Annotated in this window: 2 protein-coding genes and 2 pseudogenes; all 4 read left to right on the top strand. The window is 62.4% G+C overall.

Features of this window, described 5'->3' with window-relative positions; translation table 11 throughout:
• A pseudogene (locus tag EOA85_RS31065) lies at positions 1-304 on the top strand (glycosyl transferase family 2); the annotation flags it as partial.
• Positions 305-493: 189 nt separating this feature from the next.
• Entirely contained in the window at positions 494-1,429 is a 936-nt protein-coding gene (locus EOA85_RS31060) for a cyclase family protein (RefSeq protein WP_127212280.1), read from the top strand.
• Between the two features lie 193 nt (positions 1,430-1,622).
• Complete coding sequence (locus tag EOA85_RS31055; RefSeq protein ID WP_127212279.1) at positions 1,623-2,450, top strand: MBL fold metallo-hydrolase; 828 nt, start codon at positions 1,623-1,625, stop codon at positions 2,448-2,450.
• 257 nt (positions 2,451-2,707) lie between these two features.
• Positions 2,708-3,177: pseudogene (locus EOA85_RS31050) on the top strand (hypothetical protein); the annotation flags it as partial.

The following is a 3,177-nucleotide window of genomic DNA, read 5'->3' as shown; positions in this document are numbered from 1 at the left end:
GGCCAAGAGCGACTGGCTGCTGCTGCTGGAGCCGGGCGCACGGCTGGCGGAGGGCTGGATCGACGAGGTCGTCGCCCACACCGCCAGGCAAACCATGCCGGCGCGGTTCTCGCGGGCGCGCGGCAGCCGCGTGCCGTTCCTGTCGCGGGTGTTTTCGGGAAACCGGGCACTGGCCGAAGGGCTGGTGATCAGCAAGCGTCAGGCCGCGGCCATGTCGAAAAACGCCCGCAGCGCCGAAGCCATCGCGCGCGGCCTCGCGACCAAGAGGCTCGACGCCGAGATCTGGGTGGCGCCGGTGAAGTGAAGGGCGTCCCTCTCCGGTAAGCGGACGAGGGAAGAGCGCGTCCTCCGCTGGGATGAGGCGGCGCTCAAGCCGTGGGCGGAAAGCGGCTTGGTGGAAGCCGTATTGGCGCGACACTCCTGCGAGGAATGCATATGCTTGTCGTCCTGCGGGAAACTCGCGATACTCGGCGACGTCTAGGGGAGATTGCAGATGAATGTATCTCAATTCGTTCGTATCGCCTTACTCGGAGCCGCTTGGTCAGTGCCGGCGATCGCGGTGGCGCAGGAATCGTCCCTTTGGTCGGTTTATGAGAACACGCTCAAATCGGCCAAGTACATCGATCTGACCCATGCCTTCGAGCCGGTGCAGCCCGTATGGCCAGGCTTCGCAAATGCTAAGTTCAAACCGGCTGTCGCCGGCAAGGATATCGAGGGCTACGTTAAGGCCGGCGAAGAGTTCACCTACGACAAGCATGGGTTCGTCGCGAGCGCGTACGAGTTGACGACGGACCAGTATGGCACGCAGCTCGATCCGCCCTCCCACTGGAACCCACTCGGTGCAACGATCAGCGACCTGCCGGCCACTTATGCCGTGCGGCCGCTCGTCGTAATCGACATCAGCGGCAAGGTGCAGACTGACGAAGGCTATCACCTCCAGGTCGCTGACATCGAAGAATGGGAAAAGGAGCACGGCCGCATACCGGAGGGTTCGGTCGTCTTTGTGCGTTCGGATTGGCACAAGAAATGGTCCGATGCCGCCCGCTTCAACCAGAAGCCGTTTCCAGGCGTCAGTTTGAACGCGCTGAAGTTTCTGCATCTGGAGCGGAAGATTCTGTTTCATGGTCATGAGCCGCTCGACACCGACACCACGCCCAATCTCGAAGGCGAACATTGGCTGCTTCACAACGATTTCACGCAGGCAGAAGGCGTTGCAAATCTCGATAAGGTGCCAGAGGCCGGGGCGTTGGTCACAATCGGCTTTGCCAAGCCGCTCGGTGGGTCAGGCGGATATGCGCGTTACATCGCTATTGCACCCGCCGACTGGACGGAGGGCGTTTCGGTCACCGAAGCGCCTGGTGTGCCGCTTTCCCGGCAAACCGCACCGCTCAAGCGCGACGAGAACGGCGTCTTCCGTCCGACGCCGTGATCACTGGCGATGTCAGTCGGGAGGCCGAGCCATGGCGCGTTCCATTCCGCGCGATTTGTCGCGCAAGTCGGGACAAAAGGTCCAGACTACCAACCCCTCCGGCGCTCGCGAAAACGTGACTGTCCCGACGATAGCCATCGCAATTGCTAGCGTTATCGTAGCATGAGCGCCGATCCTGCCACGGGAGGCAGTCATGCTCCGCCTATCTGCTGCCGTTCTGCTGACCCTGGCTTTCTGGCCGTTCGCCGCGTCGGCCCAGGAAGAGCCGCCGCCATCGAGATGCGTTGCGATCGCCGAAGCGCTGCCGTCGGCCACCTATGCCAGCTTCACAGCGCCAAAGGCGCAGACGCCTCTGCTGGCCGAGGCTTTCGTCGACGGCGACGTTACGATCACCTATGCCGGCCATTCGACCTACATCATCGAGACGCCCGCTGGCGTCAGGATCGCCACCGACTTTTCCGGCGTCTATGGCGCCGACCCGCTGCCGCGCGTGGTGACCATGAACAAGGCCCACCGCACCCATTATTCGGACCATCCGGATCCCGCCATCGAATTTGTGCTGCGCGGTTGGAATCCGGACGGCGGGCCGGCGCGCCACGCCGTTGTCGTGGACGATGTCTACATCCGCAACGTGCCCACGGATATCCGCGATGGCGGCGATCTCGGCAAGGACGGCAATTCCATATTCATTTTCGAAGTGGCGGGACTCTGCATCGGCCATCTCGGCCATCTGCACCACCGGCTGGAGGATGCGCATTACGGCGCCATCGGCCGGCTCGATATCCTTATGGTGCCTATCGACGGCGGCATGACGCTGTCGCTTGACCGGATGACCGAAATCACCGCGCGGCTCTATTCCTCGATGATCCTGCCGATGCATCGCCATGCCACCGCGATCAGCGAATTCACAGGCAGGATGGGCGACGATTTCGCGGTGGAATTCCTCTCCGGCCGGTCGCTGACGGTTTCGCTGAAGACCCTGCCCGACCGGCCGACGATCATCATTCTCGACGGGGTTTGATCGCTTCGTCGCGATCTTCTCCGCCGCGCGCGGCCTCCGTTCCACCTCGCTCGAAACACTCGCTGTCGCGAAATCAACGAGCCTTAATGCTCTGTCAAGCTTGCCGGAAAGTTTGCGACAGCTCCTTTCATTGTGCATTGCACAAAACCTGACCGGGGGTTACCATTCCTTTGATGCGGGCGGATCGGTTATGGGTAACGCCTGAGCGGTGAGCGGCCGACGCTTCGTCGACGCTGCCCTCATAGCTGAGGATCCTGATGGCCCTTTCAAGCCCTGACAAATCCGGTGCTGCAAGCCTCGAGTCGATCGCTCGAAACGGCAGCCTGCTGCGCCGCATTGCCGTGCGGATTCCAACCTATCTGTCGGATCTTCGCGAGAATCCGGCATGGCTGCCGATGTTCATGCTGGCGCGCACCATGCCGGGGCGGCGGTTGCATTGGCGTGGCGCAAAACCGGTTCGACCGGCACAAAAAGCTGAGGAGACGATGTTCACCGGCGTCGATCGTGATGCCGTGGTCGGCGCGCTCCGCTCGGACGGCCTCTTTTCCGGGCTTGCCCTGCCGTCGTCGGTCTACCAGGAGATCGCCAGCTTTGCGCAGCGCACGCCTTGCTTCGGCAATTTCGACCGACGGCTGGAGTTCCTGCCGGCCGAGCACGCCGACGCCGAGAAGCACTTCGGCCGTCCCTTGCTCAGCGGCCACTTTTTCGAGCGGGTTCTCGACTGCAA

This window comes from Mesorhizobium sp. M5C.F.Ca.IN.020.29.1.1, from assembly GCF_003997375.1.
Lineage (GTDB): Bacteria > Pseudomonadota > Alphaproteobacteria > Rhizobiales > Rhizobiaceae > Mesorhizobium > Mesorhizobium wenxiniae.
The sequence above is the reverse complement of the archived record's forward strand: the minus strand, read 5'-3'. Positions and strand labels throughout refer to the sequence as shown.

Bases quoted from the DNA above. Each gene is read 5' to 3' on its own strand.
- EOA85_RS31060 (WP_127212280.1), top strand. From the start codon at position 494: ATGAATGTATCTCAATTCGTTCGTATCGCCTTACTCGGAGCCGCTTGG.
- EOA85_RS31055 (WP_127212279.1), top strand. From the start codon at position 1,623: ATGCTCCGCCTATCTGCTGCCGTTCTGCTGACCCTGGCTTTCTGGCCG.